Origin of the sequence: Endobacterium cereale (assembly GCF_009617585.1) — a bacterium.
In the GTDB taxonomy this organism is placed as follows: domain Bacteria; phylum Pseudomonadota; class Alphaproteobacteria; order Rhizobiales; family Rhizobiaceae; genus Neorhizobium; species Neorhizobium cereale.
Genome location: NZ_WIXI01000050.1, coordinates 62900 through 89292, shown reverse-complemented (window position 1 = coordinate 89292; position 26393 = coordinate 62900). Strand labels below are relative to the sequence as shown.

Sequence of the window (26393 nt, the reverse complement as noted above, 5' to 3'; positions counted from 1 at the left end):
TCTCCGATCAGGCAGCCAGCGCTTCGGCTTTGACACGATCGACGATGCCGCGAAGAATGCTTCGCTCCTCGTCGTTGAGCGCGACCACACCCGGCAGGCGGACCGGTCCGACATCGGTTCCGAGCATGCCAAGGGCTTCCTTGACGACCGTCACATTGGCGCCGTTGTTGTATTTGGTTCGCAATATCTCGAAACCGGCAATACCATCGATCAAGGCGCGGGCGCGGGCATAATCACCCGCTTCAAGCGCCTGATGGACAGCATGGGAGCGTTCCGGAAAGACATTGACGAGGCCGGATGTGAAGCCGCGAGCGCCCATGGCGTAGAACGCCGGAGCCCAGCCTTCGGCGAGACCGCAGACCCAGATGGCAGGCGCATCCTGCGTGGAGCGAATGACCTCCGACAGAAGCATGAGGTTCGGCGATGCGAACTTGATGCCGGCAATATTGGGGTGAAGAGCGAGCTTTCGGAAATCGGCGACCGAGAAGCCGTCGCTGCGGACATAGGCGATAACCGGCACCGTCGAAAAATCAGCCAGCTCCAGAAAATAGCCGGCCTGATAGGACGGACCGGCAAACGGATCCATCGGATGATGGCCCATGATCGCGTCGGCACCGGCTGCAATCGCATCCTTCGCGAGCGCCTTTGCCTCTGTCAGCGAGCGACCGACAGCAGCGCTGACCAGCGCCTTGCCATCCGCGGCCTCGATCGTCGCAGCGTGTACTTCCCGCACCTCGTCCATGGTGAGCGTGAAGAATTCGCCCGTATTGCCGGCGGCCATGAGGTTGTGAACCCGTGCGTTCGCCAGTCCCTTGATCAGCGTCTTCAGCTTGGCGATATCGATAGAACCATCGCCGTTGTAGGGTGTCACCGGGACACCGGAAATTCCGGTTAGCGCCTTCCTGACGGCTTTCATTTTATCACTCACGTCAGACCTCTCCCTTTTTCTTGAAAACGATGCTCAGATAAGTGTCGCCGGATCGCACGACGTGGTCGCGCATGGTCCGCTCAGCCTTGTCGGTGTCGCCTGCGGTAATCGCGTCGGCAATGGCAACATGCTCGTCCAGCGCCTTTTGCCGTTCGGTCGGATCGAGATGAATGACGCGGCGAATGCTTGCGTCATAGAACTGCTGCCGCTCGATCAGCTTGGCGAGATATCCACATTGCGAACTTTTGTGAACGTGATCGTGAAAGGTCTCGTTGAGCGCAATCAGACTGTCCGCATCACCGGAAGCGGTCGCTTCCTTCATGCGATTGGCGATCACCGAGAGTGCTGCCTTGCCCTTTTCATCAATCCGTTTTGCCGCCAGATGGGCGATCATCGATTCCAGCGCCGCGCGGGCGAGGATCATTTCCTCCGCCCAGGACATGCTGAAGCGAATGACCACGCCGCGTCGCGGCAGCGCCTCCACCAGACCTTCCGTCTCAAGCTGACGCAACGCCTCCTTGATCGGCGTCGTGCTGACCCCGAACTGCTCGGCAAGGTTACGTTCGTTGATCTTCTGACCCGGCTGAAAACGCCCCGAGATGATGGCGCTGCGCATGGCGCGATGGACATGATCACGCACCGTCATTTGAAAGCTGGCGTCGATTTTTTCGAATTCGGCCTGACTTGATGAGGGTGGGTTGGCAGCGGTCATTTTCCGAAAATCCGTTGACGACGATCAATTTGTGTGAAACTTGATATATCAGATTTGAAATCTATGTCGATACTGAAATTTCGATATGGCGAGGTTGAGGAGCCTTGGGAGGCAGATATGAAGATGTTTAAACGTGCGCTTCTTGCGTGCGCCATGACGGCAGCGGCACTCGGTCCTGCCGCCATTGCGGCGACGCCAAAGGACGAACTTGTCATCGCGATCATGATGACGACGATGCGCGGCCTTGACCCACACGAGATCAATCAGCTGGAGGCCGCAGAGGTGGTGGCGAACCTCTATGACCGCCTGATTGCCCTGCCGCCCGACAACATCACCGATCCCCAACCATCTCTTGCGGAAAGCTGGACAATCTCCGGGGATGGCAAGACCTTCACCTTCAAGATCCGCCAGGGCGTGACCTTCCATTCGGGCAATCCGGTAACGGCACGCGATGTCGAATGGTCGCTGCATCGGCTGGTCAAACTGGGCCTTGCCCCTTCCACGGACCTTCGCCAATGGGGTTTTTCGGCGAAAAACGTCGACCAGTTGATCCGGGCGGAAGACGACCACACGCTGGTGCTTCAGACACCGGAAGTCTGGAATCCCAATCTCATCCTCTATTCGCTCGCCAGCTATTCGACCTCCATCGTCGACAGCAAGTTTCTCGCCACCAAGGAGAAGGACGGCGACTGGGCACGCAACTATTTGCAGACGGCGGACGCAGGTTCCGGCCCCTACTCGCTTGTCACCTGGCGCTCCAACCAGTTGCTGATCGCCGATGCTTTCAAGGATTACTGGAAGGGCATGCCGGCCATGCGGCGGGTCTATATGGGGCATGTGCCGGAATCGTCGGCGCAACGTCTGCAGATCGATGCCGGCGACGTCGACGTTGCCACGCGTCTGTCATCGACGGACCTTGCCGGCCTTGAGAGAGACGGTAAGGTGACCGTGCAGAAAGTGCCGGGCTTCGGATTTTATTATCTGGCACTGAACCAGAAGGACGAGATTCTTTCCAACCCCAAGGTCCGCGAGGCCTTCCGCTATCTGATCGACTACGATGGCCTCGCCAATTCCGTGATGAAATATTACGGCACCAAACAGCAGACCATCATCCCTGCCGGCCTGCCCGGTGCGTCGGACGAGATGCCCTATAAGCTTGACATCGACAAGGCCAAGCAACTGCTTGCCGAAGCGGGTTATCCGGATGGCTTCTCGAAAGTCTATTTCGCGCAGCCCGGCACGCCGGAATCCGAAGTCGGCATTTCGCTCCAGAACAATGCCGCCAAGGCCGGAATCAAGCTCGACCTGCAGATCGGCGACCAGATCGGAAAGTTTCGCGCCCGCCAGTTCGAACTGTTCTCGTCGCGCACCGGCGAGCGCCTGCCAGACCCGCATGCGGTCCTGCAATCCTACGCCACCAATGCCAACAATGCCGATGACGCAAAACTTTCCGGCCTGGTGGCCTGGCGATCCGCCTGGGACGTTCCGAAAGACATTCAGGACATGGTCATTGCCGCGGCCCATGAGACCGATGCGGAAAAACGCGACGCGCTTTATGCGCGGATCAACGAAGCATATCTGCGCGCCTCCCCCGCACTCGTCACCTCTTTCCAGCGCACCGATCCGAAGGCGGTCCGCAACGAAGTCAAGGGGTATGTCGGCCATCCGACATGGCTGACCCGCTGGGACACAGTGACCAAGTCCGAGTGACCTCATAAAATTTCAAGGATAGCGGTATGAGCATTATCCAGACCTCAGAACCCTCTGCGCCCAGAAAATCCGCGCTTCCGAAAGCTGCGACCAAGATCGCCACCTCGTTCGTGGTGATCCTGACGACCCTGTTGGGCCTGATGATGATTACTTTCACTGTCGGCCGCATGGTTCCCGCCGATCCCGTCATTGCGGTGATCGGCGATCAGGCGGATCAGGCCACCTATGATCGCGTTTACAAGGAAATGGGGCTGGACAGGCCGATCTATGTCCAGTTCGCTGGTTATCTCAGTGATGTCGTCCATCTGGATTTCGGCCAGTCGATCATCACCAAGCAACCCGTCTCCAAGGATCTTGCTCGCGTTTTCCCAGCGACCATCGAGTTGGCGACACTGGCAACGATCATCGGCGCCGGCCTCGGCATCCCGCTTGGCGTCGTTGCGGCGGTGCGCAAGGGAACGTGGGTCGATCATGTGGCGCGCGTTGTCGGCCTTCTGGGCTATTCGACACCGATCTTCTGGCTCGGCACGATCGTGATCCTGGTTTTCTACGCCTATCTCGGCGCTATTCCGCCCGGCGGCCGCATCTATCTCTATGACGAAGGCATTGTGCAGGCGCGCACGAACTTCATCCTGATCGATTCCGCCCTTGGTGGTCATTGGGATGTCTTTCGCAGTGCGCTGCATCACATCATCGCACCGGCGGTCATCCTGGGCTACGCGTCGATGGCCTATCTCAGCCGAATGACACGCAGCTTCATGCTCGAGCAGATGCGGCAGGAATACATACTGACCGCACGCGCCAAGGGCCTTGGTCAACGCCCGATCGTCTGGCGGCATGCGTTTCGCAACATCCGCGTTCAGCTTCTGACCGTTATCGCACTTGCCTATTGCGGCCTCCTGGACGGCACGGTGCTGATCGAGACGGTTTTCGCCTGGCCCGGCCTTGGCTCCTATCTCACTTCGGCGCTGTTCTTCGCCGATATGAACGCCGTGCTCGGCAGCGTGCTGCTGATCGGGATCATTTCGATCGCCATCAACCTGCTGTCCGACATTGTCTACCGCTTCATCGATCCGAGGACCCGCTAAATGGCAAAGTCCGGCACTTTCTCAAATCTGCATGAATGGCTGATCAGCGAGGAATTTACCTCCTCGCGTCAGGCAAGACTGCACAACATCTATCTCGCCTGGTTGAGCCTTCTCGCAAACCCCTTGGCTTTTGCAGGTTTTGCAGTCGTCCTTCTGCTTGTCATCGTCGCGGCACTGGCGCCTGTCATCGCCATCCACGATCCGTTCACGCAGGATTTCGCCATCGCGCTGCAGGCGCCATCCGCGGGGCACTGGTTCGGCACCGACGAGTTCGGGCGTGATGTCTTCTCTCGCCTGATCTATGGGGCAAGGACGACGCTCTACATCACCATCCTTGTCACCGTCATCGTGGCGCCAATCGGTTTCGTGATCGGTGCAACATCGGGGTATCTCGGCGGCTGGGTGGATGTCGTGCTGATGCGCATCACCGACATCTTTCTCTCTTTTCCCAGCCTCGTTCTCGCACTGGCTTTCTCCGCAGCACTTGGCCCCGGCATCGAAAACGCCGTCATCGCCATCGCGCTCACCGTCTGGCCGCCGATCGCGCGCTTGGCACGTGCCGAAACGCTGACTTTTCGCCATGCCGATTTCGTCATCGCTGCCGAACTGCAGGGGGCCGGTGTTGGCCGGATTCTGCTGCGCCATATCGTGCCGCTCTGCGCACCATCGATCATCGTGCGCCTCACGCTCAACATGTCGAGCATCATCCTGACGGCAGCAGGTCTCGGCTTCCTTGGTCTCGGCGCCCAGCCGCCGATGGCCGAGTGGGGCGCGATGGCCGCATCCGGCCGGCAGTATCTGCTCGACGCATGGTGGCTGACGACAGTTCCGGGCATTGCGATCCTGACCGTCAGCCTTGCCTTCAACCTGCTCGGCGACGGGCTGCGCGATATCATGGATCCCCGCAATGGCTAACACATCCGATACCATTCTGACGGTCGAAAACATGTCCGTCGAGTTCCCGACACTCTCCGGCGTCACCACCGCCGTGCGCGACGTATCCTTCACCGTTGGCCGAGAAAAGATCGGCATCATCGGTGAATCCGGTTCCGGCAAGAGCACGACCGGCCGCGCCATCATGCGGCTGCAGCCGCCGCAGGCGATCGTCAAGGCCAACCGCATGCAGTTCGAGGACATCGACCTCATGGCGGCAAGCGAGGAGGAGATGCGCTCCATTCGTGGACGGCGCATCGCCATGATCCTGCAGGACCCGAAATATTCGCTGAACCCGGTGATGACCGTGGGCGAGCAAATTTCCGAAACGGTGATCCTGCACGAACGCGCCACGCCGCAGGAGGCACGCAGCCGCACGCTTGCCATGCTGGAACGCGTCAATATCCGCGATCCGCAACGCGTCTTCGACCTTTATCCGCATGAAGTGTCGGGCGGCATGGGCCAGCGCATCATGATCTCGATGATGCTGATCGCCCAGCCATCGCTGATCATCGCCGACGAGCCGACCTCCGCGCTTGACGTGACGGTGCGCCAGCAAGTTCTGTCGATCCTCGACGACCTCGTGGTGGAGCGCAATATCGGTCTGATCTTCATCAGCCACGACCTCAATCTCGTGCGCAGTTTCTGCGACCGCGTCATCATCATGTATGCCGGCCGTGTCGTTGAAACCATCGCCGCCGCCGATCTCGATCAGGCGCAACATCCTTATACGCGCGGTCTTCTGAACGCGCTTCCAAGCCTCGACCATCCGAAGGACAGGCTGGAAGTGCTGCGTCGTGACCCTGCATGGCTGGAGAACTGAACATGTCCATGATCAAGGCCCATCATCTGGCCGTGTCCTACGGCCACGGCGAAACCGCCCTGAAGGTTGTCAAGGATGTCTCATTCGAGGTTGAGAAAGGCGAGACTTTTGGCCTCGTCGGGGAAAGCGGTTGCGGCAAGTCCACCATTCTGGGCGCGCTTGCCGGCCGCAACAAACAATGGACCGGAACGATTGAAATCGATGGCGAAACGATCGGCCAGAAGCGCACCCGCGCTCAGCTGGCGAAACAGCAATTGGTGTTTCAGGATCCATTCGGCTCCATCCACCCTCGTCATACGATTGGCCGCACCCTGCTCGAGCCATTGGAGATCCACGGCAAGGACCGGCGCCAGGAACGTATCGAAAAGGTGCTGACCGATGTCGGCCTGCCACTCAATTTCCGCTACCGTTATCCGCACCAGCTTTCCGGCGGCCAGCGGCAGCGCGTGGCCATTGCTCGCGCCCTCATCCTTGAACCGAAAATCCTGCTGCTGGATGAGCCGACCTCTGCTCTCGATGTATCAATTCAGGCGGAAATCCTCAATCTGCTCAAGGATCTTCGACAGCGCGAGCAACTGACCTATATCCTCGTCAGCCACGATCTCGCAGTGGTCGCGCATCTGTGCGATCGGGTGGCGATCATGCAGAGCGGCGGTTTCGTCGAAGTTGCCACACGGCAGCAGCTGCTCGAAAATACCGTAGAACATCCCTACACGCGCATCCTGATGGATGGCAGCCGCGGATATGTGAGCGAGAAGCGCAACAGTCGGAGAGAGGCGTTGCCCGCATAGTTTTTTTTCCACGCGCCCGGACATTGCGGGCGCGTTCCAGGGTCCAAAGAACCGAGGCAGATATGATCCAGAACCCTATCCTTCCCGGTTTCCATCCGGATCCTTCCATCTGCAGGGTCGGCGAGGACTATTACATCGCCACCTCCACATTCGAATGGTATCCCGGTGTTCAGATCTACCATTCGCGCGACCTTCGGACTTGGAGCCTGGTGAGCAGGCCTCTCGACAGGGCAGAACAGCTCGATTTGCGTGGGGTACAGGATTCGTGTGGCGTATGGGCACCGTGCCTGACGCATGCAGACGGTCGCTTCTGGCTTATCTACACGGACGTGAAACGCAGATCCGGCTCCTTCAAGGACTGCCACAACTACCTTGTAACCTCTGACGCGATTACCGGGCCATGGTCCTCCCCGATCTATCTCAACTCCTCGGGTTTCGATCCCTCGCTCTTTCACGACGAGAATGGCGGCAAATGGCTGTTGAACCTGACATGGGATTACCGTCGCCGGCCAACAGCCTTCGGCGGAATCGTTCTTCAGGAATACGACCATGACCAGGGCAAGCTGGTCGGTCCAATCACCAACATTTTCCGTGGTTCCTCCCATGGCCTGGCGGAGGGCCCGCATCTCTACCAGCGCGATGGATGGTATCATCTTCTGGTCGCCGAGGGCGGCACCGGCATGCGGCATGCCGTCACGATGGCCCGCGCACGCGATCTGATGGGACCGTATGAGCTGCACCCCGACACCCACGTCGTCACCAGTCGCTTTCATCCGGACGCGGTGCTACAACGCGCCGGCCATGGCGATATCGTCGAAACGTCCGATGGCGACACCTATATGGTGCACCTCTGCAGCCGTCCATTGCCGGGCATAAGGCGCTCTGTTCTTGGCCGAGAAACTGCCATTCAGAAATGCAGGTGGGGTGAGGATGGTTGGCTGAGGCTGGAGGGAGAGCGCTTCGTGCCGCAGGACCGAATCCCGCTACCGCAGGGCATCAACGCGGCAGATCCCATTGCGCCAACCGAGCGATATACATTTGCTCCGGCTGCTGGCCTGCCGGCCGACTTCCAATGGCTGCGCACGCCTTATCCGGACCGCCTGTTTTCCCTTCAGGAACGACCGGGTCACCTCAGGCTGACAGGACGGGAAGCGATTGGCTCTTCATTCGAGCAATCCCTTGTGGCCCGGCGTCAGACGGACTTCGATTTTGACGCGGAAACGGAGGTGGACGCCGAGCCCGCCAGCTATCATCAGATGGCCGGGCTGGTCGCCTATTACAACAGCTTTGCCTATCACTATCTTTGCGTGACACATGACGAAACGGCTGGTCGTGTGCTGCAAATCCTCTCCTGCGCCGGCGGCTGGCCGAAAGGCATGGCGGATGTTGTGCTGGAGGAGCCGGTTTCCGTGCCTGATGGTCCTGTGCGCATGAAACTGGAAGTGAGAGGGGCGGCAGGGCGTTTCTATTTCTGGAAAGACGATGATTGGACAAGGATCGGCCCGGTCCTCGATCACTCCGTTCTTTCGGATGAGGGTGGCGAAGGGGAGCATGCCAATTTTACCGGCGCGTTTGTCGGCATGTCCGCCAATGACACGAGTGGGCAAGCGATGACGGCCGACTTTTCCTGTTTCGTCTATCGCGAGAGTGAAGAGCGAAGGCAGTAGGGCTGCGCTCCTAAAGCGGCATGAGCGTGGGCCGGGCCGACAACGGTTTATGAAACCGTTCGACAATTTGGCCGATCGCCAGATCTCGCGCCAGCAGGCATGCACCCAAAACGGTCGCCTCGGCACCCTTTTGCGATATCTCCAGCTGCGTGTCCTGATTTCGGCTCTGGAATTCATCCACGATGATCCGGGCAAAGGCTTCGTTGCGGGTGAGACCTCCGCCCAGAACGATGATCTCGGGATCGAGGATCGTGGCCGCGGTGGCAGCCAGACGACCGAGAGCAATGCCATGCTCGGACATCAGCATTCTTGCCGTCTCATCACCACTGGCGGCCAGCAGAAAAAGCGCTTCCGGCGACCCCGGCATGGCGGCACCTGTGAAGGCGCCAGACACCGACTGCATGAGCCCGAGCGAACCATATCTGCGCTCGATTGCATCGACCCCGGAAACCACGTCGTTTCTCCAGGACAGAGGTATCTGCGCCAGCTCACCACTACCGCCCTGCCCGCCCCTGATCAACGCGCCATCCGCAAAGAATCCGAGGCCGATACCAACGCCGATCTGCATATAGGCCGCATCATCATGGCCGCGCATCAGGCCATCCTGATGTTCGGCGACGGCGGCACAGTTGACGTTGTTCTCCAGCAGGAACGGAATGCTGCGCGGCAGCCGCGATGCGCCCACGAACATTTCCGCAATTTCAAGCGCCAGCGGACGCGGCTTGCCCTCGCGCACCAGCTGGCGCGGCACAACCTGGTTGAGCGCAAGCGCGACCGCGAGCGGTGGCGTTTTTATCGCCTTCAGCGCGGCAGAGTTCGCAACCAGCTGCCCTGCCAGCCCGCCGAGCTTTTCGGCTCCTCCCTCGTGCTTGCGGCTTTCATGCGCCAGAATGCGGCCATTGAGCAGGCGAGCTGAAAAACTGACCTGCGTAGAGCCGATATCGACACCAAGAATCCAGCCGGAATCGTCGCTCACACCATAGACGATGGTGGCACGCCCGCGCGCGCCCTGTTCTCGCCGCAACTCGCAGACCATGGATTTCGCGGTCAGTTCGGTCAGCGCCAGGGTGACAGTGGGAAAGCTCAAGCCCGCGCTTTCGGCAAGCAGCTTTCGCGTTGCCTCACCCACCTCAAGCAGATGCGAGAAAACCAGCTGCGCCACTTCCGAGAGGGCACGATCCGCAGCAGCGCTCATTAATTTCTCCATCAAATCACACCCTTGTGTAGCCGACGCGGGGATTTCGCAAAAGATGCTTGACGCATTTATTAAAGTCGATAACTTTAATTTATCTCAAGGAGGGGGTGGAGAATTTTGAACACGGCGGTTTTTCCCAAACGCGAATGGATTTCGGCGCTGGCATCCTATGCCACGCAGGCCGACGAACTGATCGCGATGGTCGACAGGCTCGACGATCAGTTCCGGCGGGCTCGCCTTGAAAAACCTTCGCGTGTGACCGTGGTCGGCATAGGTGCAAGCCACGCGGCCGCCGCCACCGCCGTTTATGAAATGCGTCGCCATGGACTGGATGCTCACCGTTTTCTCCCAAGCGAGCTTCCGGCAGGACTGTCGGGCCATCATGGCCTGACAGTCCTGATTTCCCAGAGCGGCCGCAGCGCCGAAGTTGTCGATCTCGTGCGCCATGGCGCGGGCGCCGATCAGGTGGCAATCACCAATTACAGCCCCTCTCCGCTCGGCACATTGTGCGGCCGGGAAATCAACCTCGGCAATCTTTCCGACAGTTCCGTCTCCTTTGTCAGTTTCACCGGCACGATGCTGGCGCTGGCCATGCTGCTCGACCAATGGACAGGCCGGAACCGGACCGAACACTGGAAGCAACAGATCGCGCTTGCGGCCGAAACGGCTGATCGTCTGGACGCCGAAATCCGCAGCATGTCGGAAATGCTTCTTTACTCTGCGAGCATCGATATCGTCGCGCCTGCCCCTCTGATGTCGGTCGCGGAAGAAGGCGTGCTGATGCTGCGTGAGGGGCCGAGGCTGTTTGCGACGGCGATGGAAACGCGGCAATACCTGCATGGCCCGATGGATGCAGCCGGCCCGGGCGCACACCTGCTGTTTGGCGCAAACCGTGAAGCACAGCTGATTTCCCAGCTTTCCGAGCGAACACAACGACTGGCCTTCGTGACCGGAAAAGACACCGCCGACTGCACCGGCTGCAGCCACGGGCTGGTTCTGCCGTTCGCGCCAGCCGATGCCATTCCCTTTGCAATCGCCTCCACATTCATAGCCCAGAAACTGACGCTTCACGCCGCCGACATTCGCGGTTTCGACATCAATGAAGCGGCGTTTCAACGCATCGATACCAAAACTGATCATTTGACGAATACATTATGAGCGATTTTCAAACCCCTTTGCTTGTCGGCATCGATGCCGGCGGCAGCAAGATACATATCCAGATCGCATCGGCGCTGGATGGCCAAATACTGGCAGACGACGTGCAGCCGAATACCGGCTGGGCCAATCTCGATGATGCGACACGCGCAGACATTCTCTTGTCCACAGTGCAGACAATGGCCGCGCCGTTCGGCAACCCCGTCGTGATCGTCGCCGGTGTGCATGGCAATGACAGTCCCGAACAGGAAGCGGTCTTGCGTGGCCCGCTCACCGCCCATTATCCGGTCGTGCATATTCTCAACGATTCGAGCCTTCTGATCCTTGCCTACGGAAAATCCTCCGGCACCGGCGTCATTGCCGGCACGGGATCGTCGGCAACGGCGACCGTTGGCGACACGACATTGACCGTAGGTGGCTGGGGCTGGATTTTTGGCGACGAAGGTGGCGCCGTCGGTATCGTTCGTGATGCCGCAAAACAGGTTCTGGATGCCTATGACAAGGGTGAGCCCGATCCGCTGAGCGACGATCTTCTTGCCCATTTCGGCCTCGATCACCCGCATGGGCTGACCCACGCCTTTTCAACCATCGATCCACGCATCTGGTCGCAGGCCGCGCATCTGGTGTTCGAGGCCGCCGAACACGGTTCTGCGCGTGCGCAGAAAATCATTGATAATCACGCGCTTGCGCTTGCCGAACTCGTCGCGCTTTTGCAGCGGCGCGGTGGCGACGTCGAAACGATCGTTTGCGCCGGTGGCGTCATCACCGGCCAGCCCGCACTTTTTACCGCGTTCACCAGAGAAGTCCGCCGCCTGCTCGGCGCTTCGACGGAAACCGCGCTTCTGACCGATCCACCGGTCAGGGGCGCGCTAAATCTTGCCAGACAAATCCACATAACATCGCAAACGGGAACTACGAAGACCGATCAGCCTGTGGCAAATCGTGTCTCAATCTAACGGAGGGAATTTCATGCAACATTTCAGCTCGAAGCTGCTGACCGGCGTCGCCTTCGCCATCGCGCTTTCCACGGCACCGGCCGCCATGGCCGAAACGCCGAAAAACCAGCTGGTGATCGGCACTTCGCTGGCACAGGTCCTGTCGGTCGATCCGCAGCAGGGCACGGAAGCAAAAACGCAGGAAATTCTGGCGGCGACCTACGATCGTCTGGTCTATTCCGACGATGCCGATGGCAATACCGTCAAGCCGCAGCTGGCCGAGCGTTGGGAAGTTGATGAGAAGGGCGTCACCTTCCATCTGCGCGATGCAAAATTTGCTTCAGGCAATCCGGTTACGGCCAATGATGTCGTCTTTTCGCTGACCCGTCTCCTGAAGCTCAATCAGTCTGCCTCGCAGTATCTGAAAAGCGCCGGCTACACCGCCGACAACATCGAGACGCTGGCTAAGGCCGTTGACGAAAAAACCTTCCGCATCGAACTGACCGACCGCGTTATCGCCGAGGACCTGATCTACCGCCTCGCCATGGGCGTTTCGAGCGTGGTCGACAGCGTCGAGGTGCAGAAACACGTTGCCAACAACGATTACGGCAACGAATGGCTGCGCACCAACACCGCCGGCTCCGGCCCGTTCGTGCTGCGCCGCTGGGTTCCGAACGAAACCGTCATTCTCGAAGCCAACAAGGCCTATTGGGGCAAGGCACCGACAATGACGCGCGTCATCATGCGCCATGTGCCGGAAAGCCAGACCGCCCGCCTGATGCTGGAACGCGGCGATATCGACATCGCCAATGCTCTGAGCGCGCCCGACGTCAAATCCTTCATGACCAACACGAAGTTCAAGATCGAGCAGATCAAGATCGGCGGTTTTTTCGTTCTCGCCATGAATGCCGGCAAGGAGCCGCTGTCGAAGCCGGAAGTGCGTGAAGCGATCGCCTACGGCATCGATTACAAGGGCATCGCCGACACCATTCTCGGCCCTTACGGCCGCCAGCGCAACGTTCCGGTGCCGGAAGACTGGAAGGGCGCGATTGCCAACCCCGACTATTCGCTGCAGCCGGAAAAGGCCAAGGAAATGCTGGCCAAGGCCGGTTACCCGGATGGTTTCTCGCTGACGCTGAAGACGATCGCACAGGCACCGCGCGTTGATATCGCTACCGCCCTTCAGGCAAATCTTGCCCAGATCGGTATCAAGGTCGAGATCAAGCAGGGCAATGGCGCCGATATCGTCGCCTCGCACCGTGCCCGCGATTTCGATCTGCTGCTGCCGCAGGCAACCGCCATCATGCCGAATGCACTGGGCGCGATGAACGATTTCGTCACCAACCCGGACAATCGTCTGGAAGCCAAGAATGCCGGCAATTTCGTCTGGCGTTCGGGCTGGGACATTCCGGAGCTGAACGACCTGCGCAACAAGGCCAACAGCGAGCGTGACGAAGCCAAGCGCGCCGAGATGATCAAGCAGCTGCAGGAAATGTTCATCGCCCAGAAGCCTGCGGTTCTGCCGATGTTCGAATCCTTCACGCCGATCGTTCTCAATGCCGGCGTTCAGGGCTATGCCACGAACCTCTGGTCGTTGAACCGACTGGAGAACGTAACGAAGACGGACGCGAAGTAAGCGAGACGGCCGATCATGAAGGAATTTTCCCTTTTAGAACTCACACGGCGGCTCGGACAGCTGGTTGTCAGCCTGTTTGCCCTGCTTGTCGTGACCTTCGTGATCGGCCGGGTTCTCCCGACCGATCCGGTCGGGGCGATCGTCGGTGAGCTGGCGGACCCTGCCGCATTCGAAGCGATGCGGCAGAAGCTCGGTCTCGATCTGCCGATTTACCAGCAGTTCTGGATCTACCTGACATCACTGCTGCAGGGCGACCTCGGCACGGCGATCCTGACCGGCAATCCGGTCACCAAGGATCTGGCGCAGGCCTTTCCGGCCACGCTGGAACTGGCAACGCTTGCCGTGATCATCTCGACGGTCATCGGCGTGCCGCTCGGCATGGTCGCGGCTTTCTACCGAGACACCTGGATCGACCAGGTCGCCCGCGTCATTTCGCTGGTCGGGCATTCCATCCCGGTCTTCTGGTTCGGCGTCGTCGGCCTCGTCATCTTTTACGCGGGCCTTGCCTGGGTGGGTGGACCGGGTCGTGTCGATACCTATCTCGACGGCCTCATCGAGCCACAGACCGGCCTGCTTCTGGTAGACAGCCTGCTGGTCGGTGACACGGAAACCTTCTGGAACGCCGTCCACCACATCATCCTGCCGGCCTGCATCCTTGCCTATTCGGCGATGGCCTACATCACGCGCATGACCCGCAGTTTTACGCTGGAGCAGCTGAACCAGGACTATGTGACGGCTGCCCGCGCCAAGGGCGCATCCAGCGGCCGGATCGTTGTCGGCCACCTTCTGCCGAACATCGCGGTACAGCTGGTTACTGTCCTTGCCATCTCCTACGGCACATTGCTTGAAGGCGCCGTGGTTACCGAAATCGTCTTCTCCTGGCCGGGTATCGGGCAATACATGACCAATGCTTTGATGATCGGCGACATGAACGCCATCCTCGCCGGCACTCTTATCATCGGCGCCATCTTCATGGCCTTGAACTTCATCTCGGATCTTGCCTATCTGGTTCTTGATCCGCGCACCCGCGAGGTGACGCAATGAGCGCGCAAATTCCCTCTTCCGAACCGGTCACCCGGCCGCGTTCAGCCATCCTTTCGGCGCTTGCACCTATTTGGGAAAAGCTGTCACGCGAACCCGTTGGCCTTTGTGGTTTCTTCGTTCTTTTCGTACTGCTGGTGTTGGCACTTTTCGCGCCTCTGATCGCACCATACGATCCGGCCGTGCAGAATTTGCAGGCCGCCTTCCTGCCCCCGAGCCTCTCGCATCTGGCAGGCACTGACGAATTCGGTCGTGACATCTTTTCACGCCTGGTCTACGGCGCACGCATCACCATCTCGACCATCATGTCGGTAACCCTGATCGTCGGCCCGATCGGGCTGATCGTCGGCGTCGTGTCCGGCTTCGTTGGCGGACGCACAGATGCGATCCTGATGCGTTTCACCGATATCGTCCTGTCCTTTCCGTCGCTGATCCTGGCGCTTGCCTTTGCGGCGGCACTGGGGGCTGGTCTCGGCACGGCCGTCATCGCGATCTCGCTGACCAGCTGGCCGGCGATTGCCCGCCTCGCCCGTGCCGAAGCACTGATCGTGCGCAACACCGACTACGTTGCGGCGGCTCGACTTTACGGCGCCTCGCCGATGCGCCTGCTCTTCCTTTACATCGCGCCGATGTGCATTCCCTCCGTTGTCGTGCGCCTGACGCTCAACATGGCCGGTATCATCCTGACGGCGGCCTCGCTCGGCTTCCTCGGCCTTGGTGCCCAGCCGCCGGCACCGGAATGGGGTGCGATGATTTCGAGCGGACGCAAGTTCATGCTGGATCACTGGTGGGTGGCGGTCATGCCGGGCCTCGCCATCCTGATCACCAGCCTTGCCTTCAACCTTGTCGGCGATACGCTGCGCGACCTTCTGGATCCCCGCCATGCACGCTCCTGATCAAGACACCATTCTTTCGGTCAAAAACCTGTCGGTGCATTTTGGCCGCTACGCGAAACCCGCCGTCGATGGCGTCAGCTTCGACCTGAAGGCCGAACGTCTCGGCATCGTCGGCGAAAGCGGCTCGGGCAAATCGACGCTCGGCCGTGCCGTCATGCGGTTGTTGCCACCGATCGGCCGGGTCACCGCTGACACATTGACCTTTGACGGCATGCCGCTGCTTGCCGCCAGGGAAAAACAGATGCGTTCGCTGCGCGGCAACCGCATGGCGCTGATCATGCAAGATCCGCGTTATTCGCTGAACCCTGTCCTGCCGATCGGCAAACAGGTGGCGGAAGCGGCGATCCTGCACCTCAAGGTCGGCAAGACCGAAGCCTACAAGATGGCCGCGACCATGCTGGAACGCGTGCGTATCACCGATATCGAACGCACCATGAAGCTCTATCCGCACCAGATTTCCGGCGGCATGGGCCAGCGTGTGATGATCGCCATGATGCTTTTGGCAAAACCGCGCATGGTCATCGCCGACGAACCGACCTCGGCGCTCGACGTATCTGTTCGCGGTGATGTGCTGAAACTGCTCGATGAACTGGTGCGCGAAAACAATGCTGGCCTGATGCTGATCAGCCATGACATCCGCATGGTCGCCGCCTTCTGCGAGCGCATCATGGTCATGTACAAGGGCCGCGTCGTGGAAACACTGACTACTCTCGAAGAGGCACAGCATCCCTATACGCGCGGTCTGATCGCCGCCATGCCGGACCTGAAGGCACCGGTGCGGCGTCTCAAAACCCTCGACAGAAACGCCATCGATGCGGTGGAGGCACGACCATGATCGACGTTCAGGATCTTTCCGTTTCCTTCGGAAGCGGCACGTCCGCCAAGCAGGTCGTGAAAGGCGTGTCCTTCTCTGTTGCCAAGGGTGAAACGCTCGGCATCGTCGGCGAATCCGGTTGCGGCAAGTCGACGGTTCTGCGCTCGCTCGCCGGCCTCGACCGTCACTGGACGGGAAAAATCAATCTCGCCGGCACCGATGTCGACAAGGACCGCACCCGCGAACAGATGCTGCTGACGCAGATGGTGTTTCAGGATCCTTACGGCTCCATCCATCCCCGCCACCGGATCAGCCGGGTCCTGGCTGAACCGATCCGCGCCATGGATCGCGGCAAGGGCTGGGACAAGGTGGCGCCCGCACTGGAACAGGTCGGTCTGCCGACCGCTTTTGCCGATCGTTTCCCGCACCAGCTGTCCGGCGGTCAGCGCCAGCGTGTGGCGATTGCCCGTGCCTTGATGCTGGAACCCGAAATCATCCTACTCGACGAGCCGACCTCGGCGCTCGACGTTTCGGTTCAGGCGGAGGTGCTCAATCTTCTGGCGGATCTCAAGGAAAGCCGCAACCTGACCTACGTGCTCGTCAGCCACGATCTGGGTGTCATCGCCCATATGTGCGACCGTGTTCTGGTCATGAAAGGCGGCGTTTTCGTCGACGAATTGACCAAAGACGACCTCTACGAGGGCCGCACCCACGACGATTATTCGCGCATGCTGTTCGAGGCGAGCGCAATCTGAAAAATCAGTGGCTCCGGCGGAGCCGCTTTCATTCACAGCGATAAACATGACGAGGCCAATATGTATCTCGGAACACAGGTGGATGCCCGCGACGACGACGAGTTTCGCGTCTGGGCGCAACTCGGCATCAAAAATGTCTGCGCCGACCCGCCGGGCAAGCCGGCAAGCTGGACCTTCGACGATATTCTTCGCCAGCGCGAGAAGGTCGAAAGTTTTGGCCTGACGCTGGACATGATCCAGCTGCCGATGTCGTCACGGCCGATCGAAGAGACGCCCTATCAGGATATCCTGCTCGGCGGCCCCGATCGCGATCGCCAGATCGACGCCGTCTGCACGATGATTGAGAATATCGGCAGGGCCGGCATTCCGGCGGCGAAATATAATCTCAACATCATCGGTATTCCGCGCACCGAAATGGAGCGCGGTCGCGGCGGTTCGCTCAACGAGGCATGGCGTTGGGACAAGGCCGACCATGAGGCAGCACCGGGTCTTGCCGGCGTTCTGTCCGAAGACGAGAACTGGGAGCGCATCGACTATTTCCTCGAACGCGTCGTGCCGGTTGCGGAAAGCAACAAGGTCCGCCTCGCCTGCCACCCGCACGACCCCTACACGCCGCCGGGCTACAAGGGCGTCACCCGCGTTCTCGGCACCGTGGAGGGACTGAAGAAATTCGTGCAGATGCGCGAAAATCCGTATCACGGCCTTAACTTCTGCCAGGGTTCTATCGGCGAAATGCTGGACAATCCGCGCGAGGAAATCGACGACATCATCCGCTGGTTCGGTAGCCGTGAAAAAATCTTCAACGTCCACTACCGCAACATTCGCGGCGGCAAGCTTTCCTTCATGGAAACTTTCCCGGACGAAGGCGACATGGACATGATCCGCTCGCTGAAGATCTACAAGGAAGTCGGCTACAAATACATGATCATGCCCGATCACGTGCCGACGATTGCCGGCCGCGACCCGGTCGGCGTAGCCTTCTCGTTCTGCTACGGCTATATCGCCGCCCTTCTCGAAGCGATGGACAAGGGTCACATCTGATGTCCTGAGCGGCCAGTGGATGCGCTGGCCGCATTTTCAATTCCATGTTTTAAGGTTTCAATCTGATGGATCATCATCCTCGGAACGCCTCCGATCGCACTTTTAACGTTACAATTCTGCCCAACGCGGAAGCTGCAAGCGCGGCTGTTGCCGATAAAATCCTGTCGAGGGTTCGCGCCAAACCTGCTGCAGTGCTGGGCCTTGCGACAGGCCAGACGCCACGGCGTGTTTATGCCAAGCTTATCGATGCGGTGGCCAATGGTGAAATATCCTTTGCACATGCCACGACATTCAATCTCGATGAATATTGCGGTCTTACATGCTCGCATGCGGATTCTTTTGCCGCCTACATGCACAGAGAACTGTTCGACAAGGCCGGTTTCGATCAGCACAAGATCAATCTGATCGATGGCGCCGCCGCGGATGAGAAGGCAGAAGCCGACCGATATGCCCGACTGCTCGTGCAGCATACTGTCGACCTGCAACTGCTGGGCATCGGCACAAACGGACATATCGGTTTCAACGAGCCGGGGTCATCATCGATGAGCCGTGTTCGCGTCGTCGAATTGTCGGAAGAGACGCAGGCTGCCAACCGGCCAACGCTGATCGAACTTGACCAGGTGCCGAGACACGCCATCACCATGGGGATCGCCGACATTCTCGATGCCCGTGAAATCGTGATCCTGGCCACCGGCCAGGCCAAAGCCGAATCCGTGTATCGAAGCCTGCGGGAGGCCCCGGATGATACGTGCCCGGCTTCACATCTTGCTGGTCACGGCAATGTCCATTGGATACTGGATGAGGCGGCCGCCAATCTGCTCTGACGTCACCCGGTTGCAACGCGAACGAACCGGCGCTCTGGTTCAGCCATCCGTCAGATCCATACCATGGCACGCTTCCAGCGTGCCCTTTCCGCGCCGACGGCAAGAAAGTTTCCCGATCAATCCTTGAGGCCCAGTCGTTGTTCTGTCTTAGCATCGAATACATGCACATTTTCGGGCGCGAACGTTAGTCTTATCGTCTCACCGATTTTCAACGATGATCGCTCATTCAGAACGAATACAATCTCGGGCATGGTATCCGTGGTCACAAAGGTCGAAGCACCGGTGAATTCTACTGCTGCGATCGGCACATCGAATCCGCGTTCTCCTTGCGTTGCGATCCTCACATGTTCCGGCCGAATGCCGACTAGCACCGCATGATCCGGTGGCAGATCCAAGTCGATGGCAAGACTGTGCGAACCCGGCAGATCCAGAACAATTTCCCGACCATTTCGGGTCACCTTGCCGGGAATGAAGTTCATCGCCGGCGAGCCGATGAAACCCGCAACAAAACGATTGGCCGGTCGGTCGTAGAGATCGAGAGGACGACCCTGCTGTTCGATGACGCCGCTGCGCATGATCACCACATGGTCGGCCATCGTCATGGCCTCGACCTGATCATGCGTGACATAAACCGATGTCGCGCCCAACCGGTCATGCAGCGCCCGGATTTCCTTGCGCATGTGGACACGCAATGCCGCATCGAGATTGGACAGCGGCTCATCGAACAGGAACGCTTTCGGATGGCGGATGATCGCCCGGCTCATGGCCACGCGCTGTCGCTGGCCGCCGGAGAGTTCTCGCGGATAACGGTGGAGCAGATCGGAAAGGCCGGTGATCGCCGCCACCTCGTCCGCCGCCTTCTTCGCCTCCGCCTTTTTCACGCCCTTGATGCGCAGGCTGTAGGTGAGGTTCTGCTCCACCGTCATATGCGGATAGAGCGCATAGGACTGAAACACCATGGCAAGATCCCGCTTGCGTGGCGGCATGTCGTTCATTCGCTCGCCGGCGATCACCAGATCGCCGCTCGAAATGGTTTCAAGCCCCGCGAGCGAGCGCAGAAGCGTCGACTTCCCGCAACCGGAAGGCCCGACCAGCGCGACGAAGGCCCCTTTCGGAATGGAGAGGTTGATATCCCTCAGCGCGTGATAGGCGCCGTAATATTTGTTGACGCCGGAGAGTTCGATTTGCTGGGTCATTTGAGGGCTCCCGATGTGAGGCCGGAGACGATGCGCCGCTGCAGAAGCACGAAGATCGCAAGGATGGGGGTCACGTACATCGTGGCGTAGGCCATGATGTTGTTCCATTCGCTGGTGTTCGGCCCCATGAAGGAATTGAGGCCGACGCTTGCCGGCTGCAGGCTGACATCCTGGATCATCGACTTCGAATAGACGAACTCGCCAAAAGCCTGCATGAAGATGAGGATGGCGCTGACGAGGATGCCGTTGCGGGCAAGCGGCAGGACGATGTTGAAAAATGCACCGACACGCGAATTGCCATCGACCAGTGCCGCCTCTTCCAGTTCCATCGGCACGGCCATAAAGGTGGCGCGAACCAGAACCATAAAGAAGGGCATGCTTTTGGCGGCTATCGCCAGAATGACCGCGAGCCGCGGATAATCGAGAAGGCCGACCTGGGTGAAACCGACGAAAATAGGTGTCACCATCAAGGATGCCGGCAGGACCTGCAGCATGAGGATCAGGAAAAGCCCGACATCGACCCAGACATTGCGGTAGCGCGCCAGAACATAAGCGCAACCGGTGCCGAGCACCGCGATCAGGGCCACGGAACCGAAGGCGATGACCGTCGAATTCCACAGATAACGGCTCATGTTCCGGCTTTCCCAGACAAAGGCAAACGTCTGCCACTGTGCCGAAGACGGCCAAAAGCTTGGCGGGTTGGCGAACATTTCCGAACCGCTCTTCAGGGACGTGACATACATCCAGTAGAGCGGGAACAGGTAGATAGCTGCCATGATGAGCGCGATCGCGAGCATCAGACGATTGCGGGCGGTCTCGCTCATCCGCGCACCTCATGACGTGTGGAGCGCACATAAACGGCGGCGGCGAACATCACGAACACGGTCATGATGACGGAGATCGTGGCACCCCTGCCGAAATCATACTGGCGGAAGGACAGATCCCACGCCCAGTATTGCGCGACATTGGAGGAATTGTTCGGCCCGCCATCGGTGATGGCCGCGAACAGATCGAATTGCTGCAGTGTGAAAATCAGGCCGAGCGCGATGATGGCGCCGATGGTCGAGCGCATCATCGGGAGCGTGATTGTCCAGAAGCGCTGCCAGGCATTGGCACCATCCATGTCCGCCGCCTCGTAAAGATCGCCGGGAATGTCGGACAGGCCGACCGACAGCAGGATCATGTTGAAGGATGTGCCGAGCCAGACATTGGCGATGACGACCGCCCAGAGCGAAAAACTCGGGTCCGAACGCCAGAAGATGTTGGCCGTGATCAGCCCGCTTTCGCGCAGGAAGAAATTCAGGACACCGAAATCGCCGGACAGGATCCAGTTCCAGATTGCGCCGACGACAAGGCCGGGCATCACCCAGGACACGAGAAAGAGCCCGCGCAACCAGCTTGCACCCGGAAAATTCGTCCAGAAAAACAGGGCGAGACCGAAGCCGATCAGGAATTGTCCGCCGATCGAGCCGACAACGAAGATCAGCGTATTGGTCAGGATCGGCCATGTTTCCGGCTGCTTGAACAGCGCCACGTAATTGTCGATGCCGACAAAAGGCCGGATGAAGCTGCCGAGGCTGAACATGTCCACCTCCTGAAAGCTCATCAGGATATTGTAGATCAGCGGCAGCCCGGCCAGCGCGAACAGGAATGCGAAGGGCACGCCGACAAGCACGATGTCGAACCCACGGCCATCCCTGACGCTTGCAAATATCCGTCTCATCAAAACCTCATGTCATCGCTCGGAACCACCCGGCACATTGGCGTGCCGGGCAGAACCGTCCGGGAGGAAACAGGAGTTTTGACCCGCGACCGTGATGGCGGCGGGCCAAGGGTACCTTACCCTTCGATCGACTTGATCTTTGCAGCCGCCTGATCGAGCGCTGCCTTCGGCTCCATCTGGCCGGTCAGCGCCGCCTGGATGGCATCCTGAATGGCCTTGGAGATCTTTGGCCATTCGGGAGACGGACCACGCGGCTGGGCATATTTCATCTGCTCGAGGAAAGTTGCGAGAGCCGCATCCTTCACGGCATTGCCGGTGGGCGGGACAGGCAGATCGGCGCGTGCCGGAAGCTGGCCAAAATCCTTGTACATGGTGGCATCCTTGGAGGCGAAGAATTCAAGCGCCTTGAACGCCTCTTCCGGATGTTTCGAGTTGGAGAAGATCGCCCAGTTGTAATCACCCATGGCCGAGGAACGCTGCGCGCCTTCCTGCGGAACCGGCAGAAGTGCCGTACCCCATTCGAACTTGGCGTCCGTCAGCATGCGGTCGATTTCCCATGGACCGGAAATGACCATGGCGGCATTGCCGGCATTGAAGGTCGCGGTCGAATCCCACTGGCTGCGGGTCAGCGTGTCCGGCGAGGTCAGTTTGTCGTCCATCAACTGTTTCCAGACGGAGAGCGCGCGCACAGCCCCTTCGCCATTGATCGTCTTGTAGGTGGAGCCGCCCATCTGCGCCCAGGGAAGGAACTGAAAGGTGCCCTCCTCATTAGCCTTGGCACAGAATGCGATGCCGTAGACGTTTTTCGACGGATCGTTGAGTTTTCGCGCCGTTTCGACCAGTTCGTCCCAGGTCTGCGGCGGCTTGTTCGGATCAAGGCCTGCGGCCTTGAACAGGTCCTTGTTGTAATAGAGCGCGATCGTGTTGGTCGCCTTCGGCACGCCGTAATATTTTTCGCCCCATGTGGCCGATTTCAGCGGCCCCGGAAAATAGTTTTCCGGCTTGATGACCGTCGACGTCTTGATCATGGCGGTCAGGTCGAGAAACGCCTTGCGCGATGCGAACATCGCATGGTTCGGGTTATCGATGGCGATGATATCGGGCGCCTTGCCGGTCGAATAGGCGCGCATCGCCTCGCTCACCACGTCATCGAACTGGATCTGACGGTACTCGATCTGGATACCGTTTTTCTGCGCGTTGAATTCCTTGATCAGGTTGGGCGCCGGCTGGATATCGCGATCCAGCGACCAGAGGGTGAGCTTCACGTCCTCGGCTTTCGCCTGAAAGCTGACCAGCGAGGCACATGTCAAAGCCAGTGCAATGGCAATCGAATTCCTGCGGATACCCATGGTTCTCCTCCTTTTAGGTTATCCTCACCTCATGTGGCCGACCGCAAACCTCCTCATGCGATCGGCGCGCATTTTCTCCTTACACCGGGTCGACGACGAAATTGCCGCCGCGTGCCTGCTTCAGGTGATTGAGCGCATGGACCTGACCGGTCATTTCCAGTGCATCGCGATAGACCGGATCATGCCAGCCTTCGATATCGATGGAGCCAGACCAGCCGGCGAGCCGCAGTTCCGAAATGATATCCGTCCAGTTGCTGTCGCCGAAACCGGGCGTGCGCATGAACACGAACGGGTGTTTTCCAAAAATGCCGTGTTCGCGGATCACATCCCAGCGGATGGTGGCATCCTTGCCGTGCACGTGAAAGATCTTGTGCGCCCATTTGCGGATCTGCGGCAGCGGGTCGATCAGATAGACCATCTGGTGGCAGGGTTCCCATTCCAGCCCGATATTGTCATCCGGCGTCTCGTTGAAGATCAGCTCCCACGCATCGGGATTGTGGGCGATATTCCAGTCGCCGGTCTGCCAGTTGCCATCCATGGCGCAATTCTCGAAGGCGATCTTCACACCCTTGTCTGCGGCGCGCTTGGCAAGTTCTCCGAAAATTTCCTTGTAGCGCGGCAGGCTCTCCGGCAGCGGCTTGTTGCGGATGCGGCCGGTGAAGCCGGCCACGCAGGTGGCGCCAAAATGATGGGCGTTGTCGATGCAATCCTTCCAGCCCTGCAGGGTCTGAAGGTCGATATCGGTGCCCTCAAGCGGATTGCCGAACATGCCGAGTGTGGAGATGGTGATATCCCGGTCACCGATCGCCTCGACGCAGCGTTTGCCGAGTTCGGCGATATCCTGACCATTGGTCGTCTGCCAGAAGAACGGCTCGAAACTTTCAAAACCCATGTCGGCGATCTGCGCGATGCGCTCGGCCGCTTGCCCCTTCGTGGCGCTGACCATGGTGCCGACGCGAATGGCATTGCTGTTGGTTATGCTCATCACTCTCTTCCCTATGCTGCAAGCTCGACACTGCGCCCGGAACGAGCGCTCTCAATGGCGCCAAAAACCATGGCGAGGCTTCGGATATTGTCTTCCCCGGCAGTTTCCGCCGGCCGTCCCGTGCGAATGGCCCCGAGGAAATCGGCGATGACGCTGGCGTGGCCGTGGGTTTCTTCCTCCCGCGATGGCGGCGGCACCTCGACGGGCGCAAACCCGCGCAACAGGCCATCGTCGCTGCCCGCGACGGCGGCCTTGAAGCCGTCCTCACCATCCCAGGTCAGCATGCCTTTCGTGCCGACGATGCGCCACGCGCTTTCCCAGCTGGTGCGCTCGCCTTCCGCACACCAGGAGCCGCGATAGGTGAAGACCACATCATCGGAGAACCGGAAGACGGCATTGGCAGAGGCTCCATGCGCATACCACGAGCCCGATGGATTGGTTTCGAGGCAATAGACGGAAAGCGGCGTCTTGCCAGAGACATAACGGGCGGCATCGAATGTGTGGATCGCCATGTCGAGCAGCAGGACATTGTCCATCTTCTCGCGAAACCCGCCGAAATGCGGGCCGATGAAGAAATCGCAATGGATCGCCGTGATGTCGCCAATCGCACCGCTTTCCACCAGTCGACGCATGCGGCGAACACCGGAAATGAACCGGCGGTTCTGAACGACGGAATGGATTTTTTGGGCCGATGCGGCGGCGCTCAGAAGATCCGCCGCTTCTTCCATGGAATTGGCCATGGGTTTTTCGCTGAGCACGTGGCAGCCATGCGCCAAAGCCGTTGTCACCACCGCGTGGCGCGCAGCCGGAATGACGACGTCGAAAACGATATCTGCGCCGGTGTCATCCAGCACTTTTTGCAGGTCCGAGCCGATGACCACATCGGCAAGGCCGAACTCCGCAGCCAGCGCCTGTGCGACATCTTCATTCAGGTCGACAAGGCCGACGATGTTGAGCGTATCTCTCAAATCCGGTGTGGATTGAACCGCTCGGAGCCAGCCCTTGGCCATAGCTCCGCACCCACACAAAACGACGCTGTATGTCACGATAAACCTCCCAAAGACGTTTGCGGGTTGCACCTCCTGCAACGACCGTAAACGTTTACGGAAACTATGGACATGTCCGGTATTTTGTCAATACTGGTTCTCAAGAGGATGATGAAAGACGGATATTCGCATGAAAGGCATACGGCAACTGGCCGACCATCTCGACATATCGATCGGCACCGTGTCACGCGCCCTGAACGGCAAGGCGGACGTCAATCCGCAGACACGCCAGCGTGTGCTGGAAGCCGCTGAAAAGCTTGGTTATGTCGCCAATCAGTCCGGCCGTTCGCTGCGCAAGGGATCGACTGGCGTGATCGGCTTCATGATGCAGACCGGGCCGGAGATTACCGGTCAGGGCGACTCGTTTTTTATGAGCGTGTTCGACGGCGTGCAGACCGTACTTGCTCGGCACGATCTCGATCTCGTCGCCCTTCTCTGCTCGTCATCGGAAGACCCGGATGCCTATCTGCAGCGCACCGTGGCGCGCGGCTTTGCCGACGCGATCATCCTGTCCGCCACGCGTCGCAACGATGCCCGCTTCGAATTGCTCGACCGGCACAAGATTCCCTTCATTTCACTGGGCCGCAGCCTGACGGACGTTGGTCAGCCGTGGATCGATCTCGATTTCGAGGGCATGGCCGAAATTGCGATGGAACGGCTTGTCCTCGCAGGACATAAGGACATCGGCGTTATCTGGCCGCATGGCGATCTCAATCTCGGTCATCTCTTCGTCGAGCGTTGCCGCAGCGTTCTCGGCACACACGGAATCCGCTTGCGTGAAGAAAACATTTTTCGAGGAAAGCCCAGCGAAGCTGGCGGTTATGCGGTTGCCAAGGAGATCGCGGCACGACCGTCGCGGCCATCGGCGATAGCACTCGTCAACGAGACATTGGTGACCGGGCTCTACAAGGGACTGGAAGAGGCAGGCATTACCCCCGGAAAAGACATTGCCATCGTTGGACGCCACAGCCCGCATACGCAATTCCTGTCGCCGACACTGACAGGTTTCAACCTTTCGCTGCACGATCTCGGAATAGCGCTGGCAGAGACGTTGCTGTCCGAAATGCCGGCCTATCGTCAAGCGTACGAGGGCCTACGTCGCCGAGTGTGGCCAATGATGCTGATCGAAGGAGCCAGCGGTTGATTGCGC

25 protein-coding genes are annotated in these 26393 nt (G+C 59.4%); 16 read left to right on the top strand and 9 right to left on the bottom strand.

The window, feature by feature from the left end:
- Positions 1 to 7: 7 nt before the first annotated feature.
- Positions 8 to 916: a dihydrodipicolinate synthase family protein gene (locus GAO09_RS23955; RefSeq protein ID WP_153359340.1), complete on the bottom strand. Its 909-nt coding sequence runs from the start codon at positions 914 to 916 to the stop codon at positions 8 to 10.
- 13 nt (positions 917 to 929) lie between these two features.
- Positions 930 to 1640 (bottom strand): GntR family transcriptional regulator, encoded by a 711-nt coding sequence (locus tag GAO09_RS23950; protein WP_153358508.1) that lies wholly within the window; start codon positions 1638 to 1640, stop codon positions 930 to 932.
- A gap of 117 nt (positions 1641 to 1757) precedes the next feature.
- On the opposite strand from GAO09_RS23950, the gene GAO09_RS23945 reads away from it, so the two are divergent.
- The 6 genes from GAO09_RS23945 (at position 1758) to GAO09_RS23920 (ending at position 8652) form a co-directional block, all read left to right on the top strand.
- Positions 1758 to 3350 carry an ABC transporter substrate-binding protein gene (locus GAO09_RS23945; protein ID WP_235938437.1) on the top strand — a complete coding sequence of 531 codons (1593 nt, stop codon included), beginning with the start codon at positions 1758 to 1760 and terminating at the stop codon, positions 3348 to 3350.
- A 26-nt stretch (positions 3351 to 3376) separates the two neighbouring features.
- Positions 3377 to 4438 carry an ABC transporter permease gene (locus GAO09_RS23940; protein WP_153358506.1) on the top strand — a complete coding sequence of 354 codons (1062 nt, stop codon included), beginning with the start codon at positions 3377 to 3379 and terminating at the stop codon, positions 4436 to 4438.
- Positions 4439 to 5353 (top strand): ABC transporter permease, encoded by a 915-nt coding sequence (locus tag GAO09_RS23935; protein WP_153358504.1) that lies wholly within the window; start codon positions 4439 to 4441, stop codon positions 5351 to 5353.
- A complete protein-coding gene (locus tag GAO09_RS23930) occupies positions 5346 to 6194 on the top strand; it encodes an ABC transporter ATP-binding protein (RefSeq protein WP_153358502.1) in 849 nt (282 codons plus the stop codon). The genes GAO09_RS23935 and GAO09_RS23930 overlap by 8 nt, the downstream gene beginning before the upstream one ends.
- A gap of 2 nt (positions 6195 to 6196) precedes the next feature.
- Entirely contained in the window at positions 6197 to 6985 is a 789-nt protein-coding gene (locus GAO09_RS23925) for an ABC transporter ATP-binding protein (protein ID WP_153358499.1), read from the top strand.
- 62 nt (positions 6986 to 7047) lie between these two features.
- Positions 7048 to 8652 carry a glycoside hydrolase family 43 protein gene (locus GAO09_RS23920; RefSeq protein WP_153358496.1) on the top strand — a complete coding sequence of 535 codons (1605 nt, stop codon included), beginning with the start codon at positions 7048 to 7050 and terminating at the stop codon, positions 8650 to 8652.
- A gap of 10 nt (positions 8653 to 8662) precedes the next feature.
- Here the strand turns inward: GAO09_RS23920 and GAO09_RS23915 are convergent, their stop codons facing one another.
- Positions 8663 to 9847, bottom strand: coding sequence for an ROK family protein (locus GAO09_RS23915; RefSeq protein ID WP_209018823.1), 1185 nt, complete (start codon positions 9845 to 9847; stop codon positions 8663 to 8665).
- Between the two features lie 117 nt (positions 9848 to 9964).
- Between GAO09_RS23915 and GAO09_RS23910 the strand changes: the two genes are divergently transcribed.
- The 9 genes from GAO09_RS23910 to GAO09_RS23870 all read left to right on the top strand — a co-directional run bounded on the left by GAO09_RS23910 (position 9965) and on the right by GAO09_RS23870 (position 18944).
- Entirely contained in the window at positions 9965 to 11005 is a 1041-nt protein-coding gene (locus GAO09_RS23910) for an SIS domain-containing protein (protein WP_153358484.1), read from the top strand.
- Entirely contained in the window at positions 11002 to 11958 is a 957-nt protein-coding gene (locus tag GAO09_RS23905) for an N-acetylglucosamine kinase (protein ID WP_153358480.1), read from the top strand. Before GAO09_RS23910 ends, GAO09_RS23905 begins: the two co-directional genes overlap by 4 nt.
- A 13-nt stretch (positions 11959 to 11971) precedes the next feature.
- A complete protein-coding gene (locus tag GAO09_RS23900; protein ID WP_153358478.1) occupies positions 11972 to 13573 on the top strand; it encodes an ABC transporter substrate-binding protein in 1602 nt (533 codons plus the stop codon).
- A 15-nt stretch (positions 13574 to 13588) separates the two neighbouring features.
- Positions 13589 to 14617, top strand: a complete 1029-nt coding sequence (locus tag GAO09_RS23895; protein WP_153358476.1) for an ABC transporter permease — start codon at positions 13589 to 13591, stop codon at positions 14615 to 14617.
- Positions 14614 to 15510, top strand: a complete 897-nt coding sequence (locus GAO09_RS23890; protein ID WP_153358474.1) for an ABC transporter permease — start codon at positions 14614 to 14616, stop codon at positions 15508 to 15510. The genes GAO09_RS23895 and GAO09_RS23890 overlap by 4 nt, the downstream gene beginning before the upstream one ends.
- Positions 15497 to 16345 carry an ABC transporter ATP-binding protein gene (locus GAO09_RS23885; protein WP_153358472.1) on the top strand — a complete coding sequence of 283 codons (849 nt, stop codon included), beginning with the start codon at positions 15497 to 15499 and terminating at the stop codon, positions 16343 to 16345. Before GAO09_RS23890 ends, GAO09_RS23885 begins: the two co-directional genes overlap by 14 nt.
- Entirely contained in the window at positions 16342 to 17079 is a 738-nt protein-coding gene (locus GAO09_RS23880; protein WP_153358470.1) for an ABC transporter ATP-binding protein, read from the top strand. The genes GAO09_RS23885 and GAO09_RS23880 overlap by 4 nt, the downstream gene beginning before the upstream one ends.
- 60 nt (positions 17080 to 17139) lie before the next feature.
- Entirely contained in the window at positions 17140 to 18120 is a 981-nt protein-coding gene (locus GAO09_RS23875; protein WP_153358468.1) for a mannonate dehydratase, read from the top strand.
- 65 nt (positions 18121 to 18185) lie between these two features.
- A complete protein-coding gene (locus GAO09_RS23870) occupies positions 18186 to 18944 on the top strand; it encodes a glucosamine-6-phosphate deaminase (protein WP_153358466.1) in 759 nt (252 codons plus the stop codon).
- 116 nt (positions 18945 to 19060) lie between these two features.
- Here the strand turns inward: GAO09_RS23870 and GAO09_RS23865 are convergent, their stop codons facing one another.
- The 6 genes from GAO09_RS23865 to GAO09_RS23840 all read right to left on the bottom strand — a co-directional run bounded on the left by GAO09_RS23865 (position 19061) and on the right by GAO09_RS23840 (position 25243).
- Complete coding sequence (locus GAO09_RS23865) at positions 19061 to 20140, bottom strand: ABC transporter ATP-binding protein (protein ID WP_153358464.1); 1080 nt, start codon at positions 20138 to 20140, stop codon at positions 19061 to 19063.
- Complete coding sequence (locus GAO09_RS23860) at positions 20137 to 20964, bottom strand: carbohydrate ABC transporter permease (RefSeq protein WP_153358462.1); 828 nt, start codon at positions 20962 to 20964, stop codon at positions 20137 to 20139. Before GAO09_RS23860 ends, GAO09_RS23865 begins: the two co-directional genes overlap by 4 nt.
- Positions 20961 to 21863 carry a carbohydrate ABC transporter permease gene (locus GAO09_RS23855; RefSeq protein WP_153358460.1) on the bottom strand — a complete coding sequence of 301 codons (903 nt, stop codon included), beginning with the start codon at positions 21861 to 21863 and terminating at the stop codon, positions 20961 to 20963. Before GAO09_RS23855 ends, GAO09_RS23860 begins: the two co-directional genes overlap by 4 nt.
- Positions 21864 to 21979: 116 nt before the next feature.
- On the bottom strand, positions 21980 to 23212 hold the full coding sequence (locus tag GAO09_RS23850; protein WP_153358458.1) for an ABC transporter substrate-binding protein: 1233 nt from the start codon (positions 23210 to 23212) through the stop codon (positions 21980 to 21982).
- Positions 23213 to 23291: 79 nt separating this feature from the next.
- The gene (locus tag GAO09_RS23845; RefSeq protein WP_153358456.1) at positions 23292 to 24197 is read right to left on the bottom strand and encodes a sugar phosphate isomerase/epimerase family protein; all 906 of its coding nucleotides are present in this window, start codon (positions 24195 to 24197) and stop codon (positions 23292 to 23294) included.
- A gap of 11 nt (positions 24198 to 24208) precedes the next feature.
- Entirely contained in the window at positions 24209 to 25243 is a 1035-nt protein-coding gene (locus GAO09_RS23840; protein WP_324185457.1) for a Gfo/Idh/MocA family protein, read from the bottom strand.
- Positions 25244 to 25373: 130 nt separating this feature from the next.
- Here GAO09_RS23840 and GAO09_RS23835 point away from each other — a divergent pair, with 130 nt between their 5' ends.
- Positions 25374 to 26387, top strand: a complete 1014-nt coding sequence (locus tag GAO09_RS23835) for a LacI family DNA-binding transcriptional regulator (protein WP_153358454.1) — start codon at positions 25374 to 25376, stop codon at positions 26385 to 26387.
- The last annotated feature ends 6 nt before the right edge of the window (positions 26388 to 26393 follow it).

What these genes read in the sequence shown, in the direction of transcription:
- GAO09_RS23955 (WP_153359340.1), bottom strand. Translation starts at nt 916, where the DNA reads ATGAAAGCCGTCAGGAAGGCGCTAACCGGAATTTCCGGTGTCCCGGTG.
- GAO09_RS23950 (WP_153358508.1), bottom strand. Translation starts at nt 1,640, where the DNA reads ATGACCGCTGCCAACCCACCCTCATCAAGTCAGGCCGAATTCGAAAAA.
- GAO09_RS23945 (WP_235938437.1), top strand. Translation starts at nt 1,758, where the DNA reads ATGAAGATGTTTAAACGTGCGCTTCTTGCGTGCGCCATGACGGCAGCG.
- GAO09_RS23940 (WP_153358506.1), top strand. Translation starts at nt 3,377, where the DNA reads ATGAGCATTATCCAGACCTCAGAACCCTCTGCGCCCAGAAAATCCGCG.
- GAO09_RS23935 (WP_153358504.1), top strand. Translation starts at nt 4,439, where the DNA reads ATGGCAAAGTCCGGCACTTTCTCAAATCTGCATGAATGGCTGATCAGC.
- GAO09_RS23930 (WP_153358502.1), top strand. Translation starts at nt 5,346, where the DNA reads ATGGCTAACACATCCGATACCATTCTGACGGTCGAAAACATGTCCGTC.
- GAO09_RS23925 (WP_153358499.1), top strand. Translation starts at nt 6,197, where the DNA reads ATGTCCATGATCAAGGCCCATCATCTGGCCGTGTCCTACGGCCACGGC.
- GAO09_RS23920 (WP_153358496.1), top strand. Translation starts at nt 7,048, where the DNA reads ATGATCCAGAACCCTATCCTTCCCGGTTTCCATCCGGATCCTTCCATC.
- GAO09_RS23915 (WP_209018823.1), bottom strand. Translation starts at nt 9,847, where the DNA reads ATGAGCGCTGCTGCGGATCGTGCCCTCTCGGAAGTGGCGCAGCTGGTT.
- GAO09_RS23905 (WP_153358480.1), top strand. Translation starts at nt 11,002, where the DNA reads ATGAGCGATTTTCAAACCCCTTTGCTTGTCGGCATCGATGCCGGCGGC.
- GAO09_RS23900 (WP_153358478.1), top strand. Translation starts at nt 11,972, where the DNA reads ATGCAACATTTCAGCTCGAAGCTGCTGACCGGCGTCGCCTTCGCCATC.
- GAO09_RS23895 (WP_153358476.1), top strand. Translation starts at nt 13,589, where the DNA reads ATGAAGGAATTTTCCCTTTTAGAACTCACACGGCGGCTCGGACAGCTG.
- GAO09_RS23890 (WP_153358474.1), top strand. Translation starts at nt 14,614, where the DNA reads ATGAGCGCGCAAATTCCCTCTTCCGAACCGGTCACCCGGCCGCGTTCA.
- GAO09_RS23885 (WP_153358472.1), top strand. Translation starts at nt 15,497, where the DNA reads ATGCACGCTCCTGATCAAGACACCATTCTTTCGGTCAAAAACCTGTCG.
- GAO09_RS23880 (WP_153358470.1), top strand. Translation starts at nt 16,342, where the DNA reads ATGATCGACGTTCAGGATCTTTCCGTTTCCTTCGGAAGCGGCACGTCC.
- GAO09_RS23875 (WP_153358468.1), top strand. Translation starts at nt 17,140, where the DNA reads ATGTATCTCGGAACACAGGTGGATGCCCGCGACGACGACGAGTTTCGC.
- GAO09_RS23870 (WP_153358466.1), top strand. Translation starts at nt 18,186, where the DNA reads ATGGATCATCATCCTCGGAACGCCTCCGATCGCACTTTTAACGTTACA.
- GAO09_RS23865 (WP_153358464.1), bottom strand. Translation starts at nt 20,140, where the DNA reads ATGACCCAGCAAATCGAACTCTCCGGCGTCAACAAATATTACGGCGCC.
- GAO09_RS23860 (WP_153358462.1), bottom strand. Translation starts at nt 20,964, where the DNA reads ATGAGCGAGACCGCCCGCAATCGTCTGATGCTCGCGATCGCGCTCATC.
- GAO09_RS23855 (WP_153358460.1), bottom strand. Translation starts at nt 21,863, where the DNA reads ATGAGACGGATATTTGCAAGCGTCAGGGATGGCCGTGGGTTCGACATC.
- GAO09_RS23850 (WP_153358458.1), bottom strand. Translation starts at nt 23,212, where the DNA reads ATGGGTATCCGCAGGAATTCGATTGCCATTGCACTGGCTTTGACATGT.
- GAO09_RS23845 (WP_153358456.1), bottom strand. Translation starts at nt 24,197, where the DNA reads ATGAGCATAACCAACAGCAATGCCATTCGCGTCGGCACCATGGTCAGC.
- GAO09_RS23835 (WP_153358454.1), top strand. Translation starts at nt 25,374, where the DNA reads ATGAAAGGCATACGGCAACTGGCCGACCATCTCGACATATCGATCGGC.